Source organism: Stenotrophomonas sp. 93052_Sma (assembly GCF_056481145.1).
On record NZ_CM151134.1, the window covers coordinates 219,837 to 235,206 of the forward strand.

The 15,370-nt window shown below is 67.5% G+C and carries 9 protein-coding genes, 1 pseudogene and 1 riboswitch; of the genes and pseudogenes, 1 reads left to right on the plus strand and 9 read right to left on the minus strand.

The genetic code is table 11. The annotated features are described in order from the left end of the window. Window positions 1-533: 533 nt before the first annotated feature. From pnuC to ACZK2V_RS01010, 7 genes are all read right to left on the minus strand, one after another. Window positions 534-1,103, minus strand: coding sequence for a nicotinamide riboside transporter PnuC (gene pnuC / locus ACZK2V_RS00980; protein WP_201117824.1), 570 nt, complete (start codon window positions 1,101-1,103; stop codon window positions 534-536). Window positions 1,104-1,111: 8 nt separating this feature from the next. Beyond that, window positions 1,112-3,301, minus strand: a complete 2,190-nt coding sequence (locus ACZK2V_RS00985; RefSeq protein ID WP_049421096.1) for a TonB-dependent receptor — start codon at window positions 3,299-3,301, stop codon at window positions 1,112-1,114. A 70-nt stretch (window positions 3,302-3,371) separates the two neighbouring features. Then, window positions 3,372-3,467, minus strand: a riboswitch (TPP riboswitch). A gap of 43 nt (window positions 3,468-3,510) precedes the next feature. Then, window positions 3,511-4,635, minus strand: a complete 1,125-nt coding sequence (locus ACZK2V_RS00990) for a phosphotransferase enzyme family protein (protein ID WP_201117826.1) — start codon at window positions 4,633-4,635, stop codon at window positions 3,511-3,513. Window positions 4,636-4,760: 125 nt separating this feature from the next. Beyond that, window positions 4,761-5,168: a glycine zipper 2TM domain-containing protein gene (locus ACZK2V_RS00995; RefSeq protein ID WP_189720358.1), complete on the minus strand. Its 408-nt coding sequence runs from the start codon at window positions 5,166-5,168 to the stop codon at window positions 4,761-4,763. Between the two features lie 246 nt (window positions 5,169-5,414). After that, window positions 5,415-7,406 carry an XVIPCD domain-containing protein gene (locus tag ACZK2V_RS01000; RefSeq protein WP_486322904.1) on the minus strand — a complete coding sequence of 664 codons (1,992 nt, stop codon included), beginning with the start codon at window positions 7,404-7,406 and terminating at the stop codon, window positions 5,415-5,417. A gap of 111 nt (window positions 7,407-7,517) precedes the next feature. After that, window positions 7,518-8,288 (minus strand): hypothetical protein, encoded by a 771-nt coding sequence (locus tag ACZK2V_RS01005; RefSeq protein WP_049398613.1) that lies wholly within the window; start codon window positions 8,286-8,288, stop codon window positions 7,518-7,520. Between the two features lie 378 nt (window positions 8,289-8,666). Continuing rightward, window positions 8,667-9,305 carry a response regulator gene (locus tag ACZK2V_RS01010; RefSeq protein ID WP_049421098.1) on the minus strand — a complete coding sequence of 213 codons (639 nt, stop codon included), beginning with the start codon at window positions 9,303-9,305 and terminating at the stop codon, window positions 8,667-8,669. A gap of 75 nt (window positions 9,306-9,380) precedes the next feature. On the opposite strand from ACZK2V_RS01010, the pseudogene ACZK2V_RS01015 reads away from it, so the two are divergent. Then, a pseudogene (locus tag ACZK2V_RS01015) lies at window positions 9,381-12,977 on the plus strand (ATP-binding protein). On the opposite strand, the gene ACZK2V_RS01020 reads toward ACZK2V_RS01015, so the two are convergent. Together ACZK2V_RS01020 and ACZK2V_RS01025 are read right to left on the minus strand one after the other, a co-directional pair. Continuing rightward, a complete protein-coding gene (locus ACZK2V_RS01020; RefSeq protein ID WP_032130140.1) occupies window positions 12,971-13,372 on the minus strand; it encodes a c-type cytochrome in 402 nt (133 codons plus the stop codon). The pseudogene ACZK2V_RS01015 and the gene ACZK2V_RS01020 sit on opposite strands and share 7 nt — an antisense overlap. Before the next feature lie 65 nt (window positions 13,373-13,437). Continuing rightward, window positions 13,438-15,114, minus strand: coding sequence for an electron transfer flavoprotein-ubiquinone oxidoreductase (locus ACZK2V_RS01025; RefSeq protein WP_180844583.1), 1,677 nt, complete (start codon window positions 15,112-15,114; stop codon window positions 13,438-13,440). Window positions 15,115-15,370: the final 256 nt, after the last annotated feature.

Below are 15,370 nucleotides of genomic sequence, written 5' to 3' on the forward strand. Positions count from 1 at the left end.
GGAGCTACTGATCTTGCGGGTGCAGTAGATTCAGGCCCTGCGTGGATGTGTTGGGTAGATGCCGACCTTGGTCGGCAGGTGTGCGCCAACCAAGGTTGGCGACTACCGGTAGGCCCCCAGCCACGCATGGCGTGGCTCTACTGATCTTGCGGGTGCAGTAGATTCAGGCCATGCGTGGATGCGCCGGGTAGATGCCGACCTTGGTCGGCAGGCGTGCGCCAACCAAGGTTGGCGACTACCGGTAAGCCCTGGCCACGCATGGCGTGGCTCTACTGATCTTGCGGGTGCAGTAGATTCAGGCCATGCGTGGATGCGCCGGGTAGATGCCGACCTTGGTCGGCAGGCGTGCGCCAACCAAGGTTGGCGACTACCGGTAAGCCCTGGCCACGCATGGCGTGGCTCTACTGATCTTGCGGGTGCAGTAGATTCAGGCCCTGCGTGGATGTGTTGGGTAGATGCCGACCTTGGTCGGCAGGTGTGCGCCAACCAAGGTTGGCGACTACCGGTAAGCCCCGGCCACGCATGGCGTGGCGCTACTGCGTTGCTGCCTCTGGTTCACGGGCTGCCGCGCTCCATGCGCGCAGGCCGAACACGGCCAGGCCGAGGAAGAACACGTACAGCGCGGCGGTCACGTGCAGCGACTTGAACAGGTAGGCACCCACGTAGACCACGTCCACCGCGATCCACACCCACCAGCAGGCCACGTGGCGGCGCGCCTGCCACCACTGGCCGACCAGGCTCAGCGCGGTCAGCATCGCGTCCAGCCACGGCAGCGCGGCATCGGTGAAGGTGTGCATGGCCGCACCCAGCGCTACGCCACCACACAGGCCGATGGCCAGGTCGCGCAGCAGCTTGCCGCGTGCCAGTGGCACGATGCGGACGCTGCCCTCGTCGGCGGCGTGCTGCCGCCAGTTGAGCCAGCCGTAGACCAGGAAGCCACCGAAGGCGACCTGCAGCAGGGTGTCGGAGTACAGTTTGGCCTCGGCGAACACCAGGCCATACAGCGTCACCGACAGCAGGCCGACCGGCCACGCCACCAGCCGGCGCTTGGCCATCAGCCAGACGCCGAGGATGCTGCACAGCGCGGCGGTCCACTCGAGCATGACGCCGCTCACAGCGCGAACGTCACCGACAGGCGGGCCTGTCGCGGTGCGCCGGGGAACAGGTAGTAGTCACCGCCGCTGCTACCGGTATCGCGCCAGTAGAAGCGGTTGAACACGTTGTCCACCGACAGGTTCCAGGTCACCGCACGTTCGTGCAGGCGATGCTGGAAGCGCAGGCCGGCATCGAACACCGAGTAGTCAGGTGCGCGCACGCCACCGTCGGCGCGGGCCACGTTGGCACCGGCATAGCGCCAGCCGCCGGTCACATCCAGGCCCTGCACGAACGGCAGCGCATAGGCCACGTGCACGCTGGCGCGCACCTTCGGCACGTTCACCAGCTGATGGCCTTCATAGGCCGGCGTGCCAGTGTCGCGCGCACGTGCCTGCAGCATGCTGGCGCTGGCCACGATCTGCAGCGCATCGGTCAGCTGGCCATTGGCGGTCAACTCCAGGCCGGTGTGGGTCTGCTTGCCTTCCTCGACGAAGGTGTAGCCGACGTCGCTGTTGTCCGGCCTGGCGTACTGGTACGGCTGCGAAATGCGGAACATGGCTGCGCCCAGCGTCAGCGCCTCGACCGGCACGTACTTCACGCCCACTTCCAGCTGCCGCGACTGCACCGACGGCAGGAAGGTGTCGGCGTTGCTGGTCCAGAACGGCGCTTCTTGGCCCAGCGAGATGCCGCGCACGTAGCTGGCATAGGCGTTGAGCTGGTCGGTGGCCTTCCACACCACGGCGGTCTGCGGCAGGAAACGCGACAGGCGGCTGTGCCGCTGCGGGGTACCACGCTTGTCGTAGGCACGCTCGTCCAGGCGCACGAAGCGGCCGCCGGCCAGCCACTGCCAGTCATCACCGAAGCTCATCCGGTCCAGCGCGAAGAATGCGGTCTGGCGGCTGTCCAGGCGTCGTGCGGACGGCCCTGGCATCTTCGGCGACGGCGCGAACACCGGCACCTGTGCGTCGTGGATGTTGCTGGTGCCGACGTACTCGTTGACGCTCGGGCGCTTGTCTACCGTGCGGCGGAAGTAGTCGGCACCGAGGGTCAACTCATGGCCGACGCTGCCGGTCTCGAAGCGGCCGCGCAGCTCGGCACGGGCCTGCTGGTTGCGGCGGGTGTCGTCCGGGCTGCGGTAGTCGTAGACGTCGTAGTCGCCATTGGGCGCGAAGTAGTTGCCCGGCACGCTGCCATCGGCACACTGCGTGGCGTAGTAGCAGCCGTAGGCGAAGGCGACGTTGTCATCGATCACCGAGCGGCTGTGGCCGACCGAGACGCGCGACTGCCAGGCATCGTTGAAGTCGTAGGTGTGCAACGCGGTGATGTTGGTGCTGGCGATATCCACCGGGCGCTGCCAGGGCTGGTAGCCGAGCAGGAATTCGCGATCCACGCCGTGCGGCAGCTCACGCGCGCCCAGCAGCTGGTAGCCGGACACCGAACGCTGCGAGCTGGTCTGGTAGTTGGCATCCACTTCCAGCTTGCCGCGTTCGCCAATCAGCCAGTCGGCGGCCAGCGAGTAGAAGTTGCGACGGCCATCGGCGTGCTCGACGTAGGAATTGCTGGAATCCCATGCGGCATTCAGGCGCAGGCCGAAACGCGGGGTGATCCAGTGGCCGACATCGACGGCGACGTAGCGCGAGCCTTCCGAGTCGGTACCGAGCGTGGCGGTGCGCACTTCGGCCGGGCGCTTGCCGATGTAGTTGATGATGCCGCCGGGCGCCATCACACCCGCGGCCAGGCCGGCTTCACCCTTGAGGATCTCAACCGACTGCACGTTCTCCAGCGCCAGGCGCTGTTCGCCGGCGATGGACAGGCCGTTGAAGCGGTAGCTGGTGGCGGCATCCAGCGCGAAGCCGCGGATGGCGACGTTCTGGTAGTAGCCCACCGGCGCATACGCATCACCCAGCGAGGCATCGTTGCTGGCCAGCTCGGACAGCGAACGCACCTGGCGGCGGTCGAGGTAGTCGCGCTCGAGCACGTTCACCGAGGCCGGGGTGTCCCTCCAGGACCCACCACCGAAGGCGTTCACGCGTGAGGTATCGGCCTTGGGTTTGCCGGCCTGCACGCGCACTGCCGCCAGTTCGGTGGGCGAGCGCTCGGCGCCGGTGGCAGCCGCATCGGTGGCAGCGTCGGCCTCGCTGGCATGCAGCGGCAAGGCGGCGCAGAGGGCGAGGGAGAGCAGGGTGGGGCGCAGGCAGCGGTTCATTCGGTTCGTCTTCGGACAACAAGGGAGACGAAGCGACGGCGCGCAGGTGCACCGGCCCATGACGGGGGTGTGGCTGCGGCTCAAAGCTCCCTACGCCGGTGCAAACCGGATCAGGTTCCAAGGGACTCTCTCAGCCTGGCAGATCCAGGCACCCCCGCTTCAGGTGACCATTTCACTACAAATGGTACGGATTTGCGAGCCGGTGCCCTTCAGGCTGCCGCGTGCAGCGCCTGCAGCAGTGCCTGCCCCGGCGCGCCGTGGAACCACGCCGGGTGCCCCAGCATGAAGGGCTGCCAGGCCACATCCGCGTTCGCGGTCGAGCCAGTGATGCCTTCGAAGTACTCCACTTCGGACAGTGCGAAGTCGAAATGGACCATCGGCAGCAGGTCGGCCAGCAGCTGCACGCGTGCCGCCGACAGCGGCAGCACCTCGCGGTAGCCGTCGAGCAACGCCAGTGCGATGTCGATGCGCACCGCCTCCATGCCGCGCTGCAGTTCCAGCCACGCCACTGCGTTGCGCTCGATCGCGGTGGCGAGGTCGAACAGTGCGCTGGTGGGCGAAGCCAGGCCGAAATCCAGCACGGTGCTGACCTGCCCGTCGCGCCACAGCAGGTTGGAGACATGCCAGTCGTTGTGCGCCCACAGCCGTGGCTCGTCGCGCAGGCGCTCGGCCAGGCCCGTGTGCCAAGGCAGCACGTCGCGCTGCAGCTGTGCTTCCCACGGAATGCGCGCGAGATAGCGGGCCAGCCCCGGTCGTGTGGGCAGTTCGGCTTTGATCGCGGCGATGGGATCGTCGGCGCGGATCAGATCGTCGCGCGCGACTAGCAGATGGGTACTGCGCTGTGGCGCGTGATAGCTGGCGGCGGCACGGTGCAACCGGGCCAGCATGCGGCCGGCTTCGCGGGCCTGCGCGACATCGGTCAGCAACGACCACGACACGGCGTCGCGGTACAGGTCCTCGCCGACGCCAACCGCATGCAGCTCGAAGGTCCATTCGCCGTGCTCGACGGCGCTGCGGCCATCGGCTGCCGCAAGCAACTGCACCACCGGTACGCCGGCGGCAGCGAGATGGGCGATGAAGTGGTGTTCTTCTTCCAGGCAGGCCGCACTGCGCACACTGTGGTGGTGGCGCTTGATGAACACCGCGCCGTCCCTGCCATTGACGATGGCAGCGGCCGAGAGTGGCCGCGGGCTGTGCCAGTGCGGGTGGCTGTCTGCATCCAGCTGAGGGTAGCGCCGGCGCAGCCACGCAATGTCCGCCGCGCTGATCGGTGGCCAGTCGGCAGCAACCTCGTCGTTGTTGAGGCCCTGCACGCGGTGGGAGGAAGAAGTCATGCCGCAGCCCCAGTGGGGAAAGTCACATCCAAGGCTGCGCATTCAACGCCATGCACGCGGCCAACGCAAACGGGCGGGTCATCGACCCGCCCGTCCGTGCATCGGCATGGGGGATGCCGCGCTGCTTACCAGCCGCGATGGCGGCCGCGGTCGTGGTAGTAGCGGTTGTCGTAGTAGCGCTCGCGCTGCCAGCGACGGTCGTCACCGCGGTCGTAGTAGCCGCTGCGGTAGTAGCCACGGTCGTAACGGCGATCGTAGCGGTTGTCGTAACGGCGATTGTCGTAGTAACGACGATCGCGGCGGTCGGAGGTGGTCAGGTTGCCGATCGCGCCGCCGGCCACGGCACCGCCGACAGTGGCAGCAGGATCACCGTTGGAGAGCAGGTTGCCGGCCACGCCACCGACGACGGCGCCGACCAGGGTGCGCTTGTCCTTCCTCGACATCGCGCTGGCATCGCTGACCACGGCGACGCCGGCCAGCAGGGCCAGGGTCATCGCCAGACCACGGAAGCTGAGTGCGGAAGTACTGAGCATGTTCGTTCTCCTGTGAGGTGCATGCCACGCTGGGCAGGGAGGGCGCGGGGCGCCCCGGCTGCCGTGATGTCCACGCTGGCGTTCCAACATTGCCGGAACATTGCCTGGTCCACCGTGCGGCTTGCGCATTCATCTAGCGGCAGGCGGCATGAAGCAAGGCTGAAAGCGGCCTCGGCCGCTCAGCTGGCAGAAAGGGAAAAGGCCACGCGGACGTGGCCCTCCCTTCTCTCCCAAGGCGCCGCGGGCTTAGACGCCCATCGCCTTCTGGGCCTGCCGGGCCTGCTCCTGCTGGGCGTCCTGCTGCTGATGCAGCACGTTCGGCGCGCCCTGCACGGCACCGCTGCTGAGTGCCAGGCTCTGCTCGCTGGCGGCACGGGTCTCCACCGCCACGCGGCTGGCGGCGGGGTCGCCGATGGTGCCCTGCACGGCGAACAGGCGCTCACCGTTCGGGCTGGGCACCACCGAGTCGATGCGCTGCAGGCCGGCGGCATGCGCCTCCTTGGTCAAAGCCGCAGCAGCGCTTTCCAGCGCGTGGCGGTCCTTGAAGGTCCCGGCCGGCAGCAGTTCCAGCCCCTTGCTGGCCTGGATGAACAACGGATTGCGCGGGTGCCGCTCGTCGTTCAGCAACGGCCGTTCGCGTGCGTCCTTGATTGCCTCCAGGGTCTTCGCCCCGACAATGCCGTCGACCACCAGGCCGTTGTCCTTCTGCAGCTGGCGCACTGCCGCGTCGGTGTTGCGGCCGAAGCGGCCATCTTCGACCAGCGGCTTGCCGTCGGCGCCGACGTAGCCCAGGTGGCCCAGCTGCTCCTGCACCTTGCGCACGCCCTCGCTGTGCGCGCCCTGCTTGTACAGTTCGGCGTGCGGCGTGGCAGCGGCCTTGTGCTCGGCCGCAGGCTTGCCCTGGGTCTGCTCGTGCGACTGGGTGCGGTTTTCCAGCAGGTCGCGCGCCTTGGACAGCGGATCGGAGGCGTACAGCTTCCAGTTCGGGTGGTCCTTCACCTGCTTGAGGTAGTCCTCGACCGGCATGGTGTGCACGCCCTTGCTGCCGGTGGACTGGCTGATCAGCAGCTTGTCGGTGTTGGGGTCGCGCACCACCATCACGATGTGGTCGATGCCGTTCCAGTGCTCATGGCGGGTCCTGGCCGTATCCAGGCCGATGATCATGCCTTCCTTCAGCGCATCGGGCTTCAGGATCGCGTCGCGGTCCAGCAGCACGCCGGACTGGTCGAACGCCTTGCGCACGATCCCACCGGAACCGAGGTTGCCCAGGTCGATGCGATCAGCCTTGCTGAACACCGCGTGCCCGGCCTTCTGGTTGATCTCGTCCATGGTCCGGTTCTGCAGCGTGCCGACCCAGCCGGAACAGTCGATGTAACCCTGCTCCACGTTCTTGCCGGTCTTGCCCGGTACGTACAGTGCGTGGCCCGGAATGTTGATGGCGTACTTGACGTCGTCGTACTTCACGCCGGCCTCGTAGGCGGCCTGCAGTTCAATGCCTGGCTTCGGTGTGGCAGCTGCCGTTGCGGTTGCCGCCAGCGTGGCTGCACCCGCCGCCACGGCTGCGCTGGCCTGCGCAGGTGCTGCCGGGGTCTGGCCCTGGCCCTGTACTACCGCCTGCGGTTCGATGTTCTTTTCCGGAATGCTGATCGCTGCGTACTTGTGGATGTAATAGCTGGAGAACGTCCGCGCCAGGTCGCCGTCGTTCATCCCGCGCATCTCGGCCAGGGTGTGGCCGGTCAGCGCCTTCGCGTCGGAGCCGATCTGGTTCAGCACGTTGCGGCGCATGTTGATCTCGTCGCCGTGGCTGTTGCGGACCACACCGAAGGTGCCGGTGGCAATGGCAGTCTGCACCGAGCCGTAGCCGGCGCTGCCCTGCTGGTGGGCCAGGTACAGGTCCAGTCCGGTGGGCGTGTTGCCCCCGGACAGGTACGGGTTGCCGGTGCGCTCGTTGCGGCGCGCCATCGAGTCCAGGTTGTCCTGGTACATCTGCGCGGCCGCTTCGGTGTTGCGGGTGGGGTCGAACTCGTGGCCGGTCAGGTGGTACTGGCGCGCGGAGCCGGGCACGAACTGGAACAGGCCCTTGGCGCCGGATGAGGTGTTGTGGGCGCGCTCGTTGAAGGTGCCGCCGGTCTCGATGTGCGCGAAGCGCATGAAGTCATCCACAGGGATGCCCTTCTGCCTGGCGACCTGCTCGACGATGTCCAGGACTTCCTTTCTGCTGTAGTCATGCTGTGCCATGACGTTTTCCTCGGGGTTGATGGAGCGGCGCGTGCCGCGAATCGCCAACCGGACTCATCCGTGAGTCAAGAACATGTCGGTCAACAGGGAACCCGCGCGTGGCGGGTGCTATCAGGGCGCGACGTACTGCTGGGTCGCGCTGTCGAAGGTGTAGTGCACGGCGTCGCCGGCACCCAGTGCGCGGGTCTTGCCGGGGCCTTCGATGGTGGTGCCCTTGAAGGTCACGGTCAGTCGCGGCAGGCCGTTGCCGTCGGCAGCGAAGGCCAGTTCGCCATCGCTGTCGGTGCAGGGCATCACGTTGCCGTCGTCGCAGGCGGCACTGTTGTCCTCACCCGTGCGCACTGAACCGACATAGCGCCAGACCTTGCTGTCCACGTCGTCTTCGCTGCGCCTGGGGTTGAACAGCAGCAGCGCATAGCCGGTGCTGCTGATGCCGCGGTCGAAGCTGCTGGTCGGCACCGCCAGCAGCAGGCGACCATCGGCCGTGCGATGTTCAAGCGGCTTGCGCCGGGTATCGACATCGTCGGCCTTGTCGTACGCGCCCAGTGCGCCGATGGTCCATTCCTGGCCACGGAACTTCCATGGCTTCCTGGCGTCGGTGCCGGCCAGCACGAAGGTGGCCTCGGCAAGGTTGGCGCGGTCATCCGGACCGGCCGGCGTCTGCTCGCCCGGCTTGCCGTAGTGCTCGCGGGTATCCCAGGAGAAACCCGTGTAGTACGTGGTGCCATCGAGAGTGAAGGTGTGGCCGAACCAGAAGGTCGCCACGCTGCCGTTCTGGACCTCATAGGAGGTCGCGCCATCGCCGTCCACCTGGTAGGTGAAATACATCACGGTCGGCGCGTCGGGCGGGGTGGCGGCGGCATCGGGGGTGGGGGTCTGCATCGGGGCAACATCCTGTCGGGGCGCATTGGCAGCCTGCGCAGGGGCGCCGGGCTGGGAGGACGAGGGGGCCGGATCGGCGGCGCTGCAGGCGGCAGCGGAAAGAGAGACGAGCAGGCACGCCGCGAATGCGCGCAGAGGCCGCAACGGCAGGGTCCAACGTAGCTTGGGGGGATGATGCATGCGCCTCTCCATGGTCAGCGTTGCCGGGCCAGACGGCCGGCAGGAAACCGCGCCACGTCCACCAGGGACGGGAGCGAGGACATGAGCCGGTCGATTCCTTCGACCTCGCATTGAGAACTCATGCCGGACCATCTTGGCACAGATCGGCGGCCGGTCAAAGAGGGCGATGGCAGCTGCCCTTCTTGTGTGATCTGGCTCTCAGATCTTGCCGTCGCGCAGGTAATCGAACAGCTCGGCGTCGCCCTTGAGGCCCAGTTTGAGCATGGCGTCACCCTTCTGCCGGCTGATGGTGCTGACGCTCTTGTGCAGCTGCAGCGAGATTTCCTTCACGGTCATGCCGGTGCCCAGCAGCCGCAGCACCTCCACCTCGCGTGGCGACAGTGGCTTGCCGTCGCCCTCGCGCATGCGCCAGCTGCCAGCGGCCTCGACCCGCTCGCGCAGGCTGCGGCTGATGTAGGGCTGGCCCCGGTAGACCGCCTGGATGGCCTGTGGCAGTTCGTCCATCGACGAACTCTTGTCGACCAGGCCGAGCACGCCGCTGTCGAGCACCATGCGCAGGATCGCCAGGTTGTTGGAGACACTGAGCATCAGCACCGGCAGGTCGGGATAACGGCGGCGGATCATGCCGATCATGGCGAAGCCGTCGGCCTGGGGACTGCCCGGCATGGAGTAGTCGGTGACCAGCAGGTCACAGGGTTGGCTGCCGAGCAGGGCCATCAGCGCCTGCGCGCTGTCGGCTTCGCCGACCACGCGGCCCACCCCGCTCGATTCGATAACGGCACGGGTACCGATACGGACCACCGGGTGGTCGTCTGCGATGATGATGCGCAAGCTCATGCTCTAGTATGGCCACCGGGCACGCCGGACCGCGACCATCGCGGTTCCTGGCAGGATTCTAGGAGATCGACGCCGATGCGTAGCTGGGCTGTTCGCGGGCTGGTCCTGCTGCTGGCCGTGCTGGTGCTGCCTGCCGCACCGGTACAGGCCGTGCCAGGACTGCTGCCGCTCACTCCCCTGCAGCGCGAGTACCTGGCCGCGCATCCAAGCATCGTTGTGGGCCAGTATGACAGCGGCTGGCCGCCGTTCGAGTCCCTCCGTGATGGTCGGCAGATCGGGCTGGGGCCGGATTATCTGTCGCTTATCGCCCGTCAGCTGGGCGTGAAGGTGGAGGCACGACGCTATCCCGACTGGACATCCGTGCTGGATGCGGCATGTCGTGGCGAGATCGATGTAGTGATGAATGTCGGTCTCAGTGCCGACCGCACCCGCTGCATGGTCTACACCGCCGCCTATGGCGAGGCACCGCTGGCCCTGGTGGGACGCCCGGATGACCTGCGTGCCTCCGATATCCCCGACCTGGATGGACTGCGGGTGGTGATCGAGCAGGACTTCCTGACCGGCCCGCAGGTGCGGGCGCGCTTTCCCCGGGCACGACAGCTTGTCGCAAACAGCTCGTTGGCGGCGCTGGAGATGGTCAGAGACGACAAGGCCGACGTTTACATCGGCAATGCCTACGTGGCCACCGAACTGATCGCACGCGAGGACCTGCAGGGGGTCGTGCTGCTGCGTCCCAGCGATCTGCCGCCCGAACGGCTGCACTTCGGTGTTCCCAACAGCAAGCAGCCGTTGGCCGAAGCATTGGACCTGGCACTGGCTGCGACCAGCCAGGCCCAGCGCGATGCGCTGGTGCAGCGCTGGCTGCCACCTCCGCAGTGGTCGGCATCGGCACAGCTGGCGTTGAGCCAGGCCGAGAAACGGGTATTGGAGCAGCCGTTGAAGATCGGCTTCGCGCCGAACGCGGCGCCGCTGTCGTTCGCGGACCAGGATGGCAAACCCAGTGGCCTGGCCAGCGAATACCTGCGGCGCCTGCTGCAGGCTGGCGCCAACCTGCAGGTGGAAAACAGCCATGACTGGTACGAGGTGCGCGAGAAGGCGCGCCGCGGCGAGCTGCAGGCGGTGATGGGCATTCCTGCCGATTCTCGCTACCTGGGCCCGGACTGGGTGTTCAGCCAGCCCTTCATCAGCGTGCCGAACGTGATCGTCAGCCGGAGTGACAGCCCGGCGTTGCTGGGTCTGTCCGACCTGCAGGGCAAGCGGGTGCTGCTGTCCGATCCGGAACGTGTGCGTGGCTATGTGCTGCAGCAGGCGCCGCAGGCGCGGATCATCGCGGCACGCAGCGCGGAACAGGCCCTGCAGCGCCTGATCAATGGCGACGCCGATGCCTACGTAGGCAACCTGGCACTGGTTGACCATCTGCTGCGCAACCGCTTCCCGGGGCGCCTGCAGGTGGCGGCACCGGCAGGTTTCAACGATCAGCTGGTGCTGGCGGTTGAGCGCCGCCATGCCGCCCTGGCCACCACCTTCGACCGCCTGCTGCTGCAGATGACGCCGCGCAAGCGCGAGGCCCTGCGCGGGGACTGGCTGGCCGTCGAGTACCGCAACGGCCTGGACTGGAACAGCGCGATGCGCTGGGGCGTGCCGCTGCTGCTGGTGCTGCTCACCGCGCTGCTGGTGCACGCCATCGGGCATTGGCGGCTGCGCCGCGAGGTGGCCGGACGGCGTCACCTGGAACAGCGCCTGGCCGAAGTCACCGACAACCTGCCCGCCGTGGTCTATCAGGCTCGCCGCGCGGCAGATGGAACCCTCAGCTTCCCGTTCATTGCCGGTGACCTGCAGGCGTTGTTCGGGATCAGCCGGCAGCAGGCCGAACAGGATGCAATGTGCCTGCTGGAGCGCATCGAGGAAGACGACCGCGAGCACATCCTGCATGCGGTCGAGCAGGCGGCGCGCCAGTTCGCACCGCTTGTTCTCGAGTTCCGGCTGCGACCTGAAGGCACCGGCGCGCGCGGGTGCGCAGCCAGGCCCATCCCTATGCGGCGGAAGCGGGCGTGGTCACCTGGAGTGGATACTGGGTGGATGTCAGCGAGGCGCGTGCACAGGCCGAGGCCCTGACTGCGGCCAAGGCCGACGCCGAACAGGCGGCGGAGGCGAAGTCGCGTTTCCTGGCGACCATGAGCCATGAAATCCGAACGCCGATGAGTGGCGTGCTGGGCATGCTGGAAGTGCTGGCGCATTCGCCGCTGGATGCCGAGCAGCAGCGCATCCTCGGGGTGATCGAGGATTCGGCGCAGATGCTGCGACAGATCCTCGACGATATTCTTGACTACTCGCGGCTGGAGGCCGGCGCACTGCGCCTGGAACCGGTGCCGCAGCCGCTGCGGCCATTGCTGGAAAGCGTGTGCCGGTTGTTGTCGGCGCAGGCCAGTGCACGTGGGCTGGACCTGCACGTGCAGATCGACCCGCAGCTGGCGGCCGCGCACGAAGTGGATGGCGTGCGCCTGCGCCAGATCGTGTTCAACCTGCTCAGCAACGCCATCAAGTTCACCGTGCGCGGCGAAGTGCGGCTGCAGCTGGACGTGCTGGGGCCGACCGCCGAAGACGGCAGCCAGCCGCTGTGCCTGAGCGTCACCGACACCGGCATCGGCATCGCGCCGGAACAGCTGCAGCACCTGTTTGCGCCGTTCACTCAGGCCGGTGCCTACATCCAGCGCGACCATGGGGGTACCGGCCTTGGCCTGAGCATCTGCCAGCGCCTGGTGCAGATGATGGACGGCGAGCTGGAGCTGCACAGCACGCTGGGCGAAGGGACCCGCGCCGAGGTGCGGCTGTCGCTGGTGGAAGCCGGCAGCGGTGATGTGGAAGCGCTGGCCGCCGAGCAGGAACAGGCCTCGCTGCTGCCGCCGGCGCTGCGCCAGGCGCGGGTGCTGGTGATCGAAGACCACCCGACCAACCAGGCGATGATGGCCTGGCGACTGCAGCAGCTGGGGGTGCCGCATGTGATGGTCGGTGACGGCCAGCAGGGCTTGGATCGGCTGTCGTCGGAGAGTTTCGATCTGGTGATCACAGACTGCCGGATGCCGGTGCTCGATGGCTTCGGTTTCACCCGCCTGCTGCGCGAACGCGAGGGCCGCAACGGCCAGCCGCGGCTGACCGTGCTGGCGCTGACCGCCAGCGTGCTGGATGACGATGCACGGCGCTGCCGCGAGGCCGGCATGGACGAAGTGCTGGCCAAGCCGCTGTCACTGGCCACGCTGCGCACCGCACTGCTGCGCTGGTTGCCGCAGGCGCAGGGACAGTCGTTTGAGGAGCCGCAGGCCGGGTCCGCCGTCGACGATGCTGGGACGCTGCCCGATCTGGACAGCCTGCAGCGGCGCTTCGGCTCACGTGCGGTGGCCGAGCAGCTGCGCGACAGCCTGTTGCAGGCCAGCGAGGGCGATCTTGCCGCCGTGCAGCGCGCTGCAGGCTGGAGATCGCGAGGCGGCCGCACTGCACCTGCATCGTCAGGCCGGTGGGTTGGGCGCGGTGGGAGCGACAGTGCTGGCCGGGCAGGCCAATGCGTTGGTGGAGCGTCTGCAGGATGCGGCGGAAACCGATGTGGCGCCGTTGTTCGCGGCGGTGGCGGAATTTGTGGCACGGCTGCAGCGACAGCTGCAGCGCCTGGCTCACTGAGCCGACTGCTGCTGCAGGTAGGCGATCACCAGTGCGCGGCGTTCGGCGCTGGGGAAGGCGTTGTACATGCGCGTGCCGGGTACCACGTGGGTGGGCGACTGCAGGAACGCATCCAGGGTCTGCGCGGTCCAGGTGATATCGGCGCGGCGCATGCCGTCGGAATAGCCATAGTCCGGCAGGCTGCCAGCGCGGCGGCCGATCACGCCGTGCAGATTGGGTCCGAAGCGGTGGATGCCACCAGGTTGCACGGTGTGGCAGCCGGCGCACAGCTCGAACGCGCGCTGCATGGCCTGCTGCTGCGCCTGTTCCGGCGTGGCCGGTGCCGCAGGCGGGCGCTGGCAGGCCGTGGCCGCCAGGGTCAAAGCAATGGTGATGAGCAGGCGGAAAGCACGCATGGGCGGGCAGGATAGCGACGCAGCGGGGCAGGTGGGCTGCGACACGCGGTCGCAGCCCGGAGCAATCACATGCCCGAATAGTTCGGGCCGCCACCGCCCTGCGGGGTCACCCAGACGATGTTCTGGGTCGGGTCCTTGATGTCGCAGGTCTTGCAGTGCACGCAGTTCTGCGCGTTGATCTGCAGGCGCGCGTTATCGGCTTCACCGACGAACTCGTACACACCCGCCGGGCAGTAGCGGGCTTCCGGGCCGGCGTACTCGGCCAGGTTCACCTTCACCGGAATGCTGGGGTCCTTCAGCGTCAGGTGGCTGGGCTGGTTCTCGTCGTGGTTGGTGCTGCTGAGGAACACCGAGCTGAGACGGTCGAAGGTCAGCACGCCATCCGGCTTCGGGTAGGCGATACGGGTGTGCTTGGCCGCCGGCTCCAGGCAGGCATGGTCCGGCGTCGTGCGGTGCAGGGTCCACGGCGGATTGCGCACGCCCAGCTTCGGCAGCAGCCACTGCTCCACGCCGGTCATCAGCGTGGCCACGGTCTGGCCCTTCTTGAACCACTGCTTGAAGTTCTTGGCCTGCTGCAGTTCGGTGAACAGCCAGCTGGCTTCGAACGCCTTCGGGTAGGCGCTCAGTTCATCGTGCTGGCGGTCGGCGGCCAGCGCGTCGAATGCGGCATCGGCGCACAGCATGCCGGTCTTGATCGCGGCATGGCTGCCCTTGATGCGGCTGGCGTTGAGGTAGCCGGCCTCGCAGCCGACCAGCGCGCCACCGGGGAACACGGTCTTGGGCAGCGACAGCAGGCCACCGGCGGTGATCGCACGCGCGCCGTAACCGATGCGCGTGCCACCCTCCAGGTGCTTGCGGATGGACGGATGGGTCTTGAAGCGCTGGAACTCTTCGAACGGGCTCAGCCACGGGTTCCTGTAGTCCAGGCCAACCACATAACCGATGGCGACCTTGCCGCCGTCGGCGTGGTACAGGAACGCACCACCGTAGGTGTCGCTGTCCAGCGGCCAGCCGGCGGCGTGCACCACCAGGCCCGGCTCATGCTTGGCCGGGTCGATCTGCCACAGTTCCTTGATGCCGATGCCGTAGGCCTGCGGGTCCTTGCTTTCGTCCAGCTTGTAGCGCGCGATCAGCTGGCGGCCGAGGTGGCCGCGTGCGCCTTCGGCGAAGATCGTGTACTTGGCCTGCAGCGCCATGCCCCGTTCGAAGGCCGGGCCGATGCTGCCGTCCTTCTCGATGCCCATGTCGCCGGTGGCCACGCCGATCACTTCACCGTTGTCGCCGTACAGCACCTCGGCTGCGGCGAAGCCGGGGAAGATCGCCACTTCCAGCGCTTCGGCCTGCTGCGCCAGCCAGCGGGTCACTTCACCCAGGCTGATGATGTAGTTGCCTTCGTTGTGGAAGCACTCCGGCAGCAGCGCATTGGGCGTGCTGCGTGCGCCGGTTTCGCTGAGGAACAGGAATTCGTCGCGGGTGACCTTCTGCTTCAGCGGTGCGCCGCGCTCGGCCCAGTCCGGGAACAGTTCGGTCAGTGCGCGCGGATCCATCACGGCGCCGGACAGGACGTGCGCGCCCGGTTCGGAGCCCTTCTCCAGCACGCACACCGACAGTTCGCGGCCGACTTCGATCGCGCGCTGGCGCAGGCGGATCGCGGTGGCCAGGCCGGCGGGGCCGGCGCCGACGATCACCACGTCGAACTCCATTACTTCACGCGGGGGCAGGGCGTTGGCTTCAGCGCTCATCGATTGCATGACTCGTGGGTAGGGCCGGCATCGGGGCCACCGGCGGTGCCTGGGAATCGCGCGTGCAGCCACGAGCGAAACGGTTGTTTGAATGTGTCAGGGTACCGGGCCGCGCGTGATCGAGCTAGATCGACGATGTTCACACCCGGATTGCTGCAATGCAGCGTAGGGCCGTGGCTCTGGTGGGTGCCGACCTTGGCCGGCACGTTCTGCCCGGATGACCGACAATGGCCCGGTCCTGACTGCGCGTGAGTGC